The sequence below is a fragment of the Mesorhizobium kowhaii genome (assembly GCF_003253745.1).
Taxonomy (GTDB): Bacteria; Pseudomonadota; Alphaproteobacteria; order Rhizobiales; family Rhizobiaceae; genus Mesorhizobium; species Mesorhizobium kowhaii.
Genome location: NZ_MZXV01000036.1, coordinates 1 through 1,153 on the forward strand (window position 1 = coordinate 1; position 1,153 = coordinate 1,153).

Annotated in this window: 1 protein-coding gene; it reads left to right on the top strand. The window is 63.7% G+C overall.

Annotation, left to right across the window (positions count from 1 at the left end; all coding sequences use genetic code 11):
• The first annotated feature begins 61 nt into the window (after positions 1–61).
• On the top strand, positions 62–1,018 hold the full coding sequence (locus B5V02_RS18025; protein ID WP_111545527.1) for an IS5 family transposase: 957 nt from the start codon (positions 62–64) through the stop codon (positions 1,016–1,018).
• The last annotated feature ends 135 nt before the right edge of the window (positions 1,019–1,153 follow it).

The following is a 1,153-nucleotide window of genomic DNA, read 5'->3' on the forward strand; positions in this document are numbered from 1 at the left end:
GGGCCTGTTGCGTAATTCGCTGGTTGTGATTCTCTGAGACAGAAGCTCGGAGGACATCAGGATGGCAGTGAAGCGGACGGGTCAGTTGAGCTTGGCGGAGGCTTTTCTGGGCACCAAGCTTGTGGGCGGCTCATCGCCGCTCGACCGGTTGTCGGGTCTGGTGAAGTGGTATCGCTTCGAGAAGCTGCTCAACCCGCTGCGCGATGGCGGTCCGGGTCGGGCGGCGTGGCCGCCGCTGGTGCTGTTCAAGGCGCTTTTGCTGCAATCGCTCTATGGACTGTCGGACCGTGAACTTGAGGAAGCGCTTGGCGACCGGTTGTCGTTCCGTCGCTTTGTCGGGCTCGGGCTGGAGGAGAGCATTCCCGACCACACGGTGCTTTCGCGCTTTCGCAATCTACTTGTCGGCGAAGGTCTGCTTGAGAAGCTGTTTGGCGAACTGGACCGGCAGTTGGAGAAGGCCGGCGTGATCCTGAAGCGGGGCACGATGCTGGATGCCACGCTGATCGATGCGGTCTCGGCGCCGCCTTCGGGTGAGCGGGCCTCGAAGGATGCGGATGCCCGCCCTACCGTGCGGCAGGGCAAGAGCGGCTTCACCTTCGGCTACAAGGCTCACGTCGGGGTCGACGAAGGCTCTGGTCTGATCCGCAAAGTGATCACGACGCCTGCCAACGTCAACGACACGGTGATGGCCGATCATTTGATCTGCGGCGACGAGAAGACGGTGTGGGCGGACGCCGCCTACGACACCCATGCCCGCCGCCGTCGGCTCAAAGCCGAAGGCAAGAAGGCTCGCATTGCGCGGCGCCCCAACAAGCACCATCCGCTGCCGCCGCGGCTCAAACATTACAACCGCCTGATCGCCAGACGCCGCGCGGCGGTGGAGACCACCTTCGCGACGCTCAAGAACCGCATGAGGCTGACCACGATCCGCTATGTCGGGCTGGCGAAGGCGACGGCCCAAGTGACCTTGGCGGCGATCGCCTTCAACATGCGCCGATGGGTCGCCATCACAGGATAGGTGCGCCTGCAGTCCGGCCGCACGGGCCGAGCCGCCGCCCAAAACCCCAAACAAGGCGCCAGAGACTCACAAATACGAGCGAAATCCCTGCAATTTCTGCCCCCTCAACATCCCGGGCTACTGCGCAACAGGCCC

Coding starts and splice junctions, on each gene's coding strand:
- B5V02_RS18025 (WP_111545527.1), top strand. CDS start 62: ATGGCAGTGAAGCGGACGGGTCAGTTGAGCTTGGCGGAGGCTTTTCTG.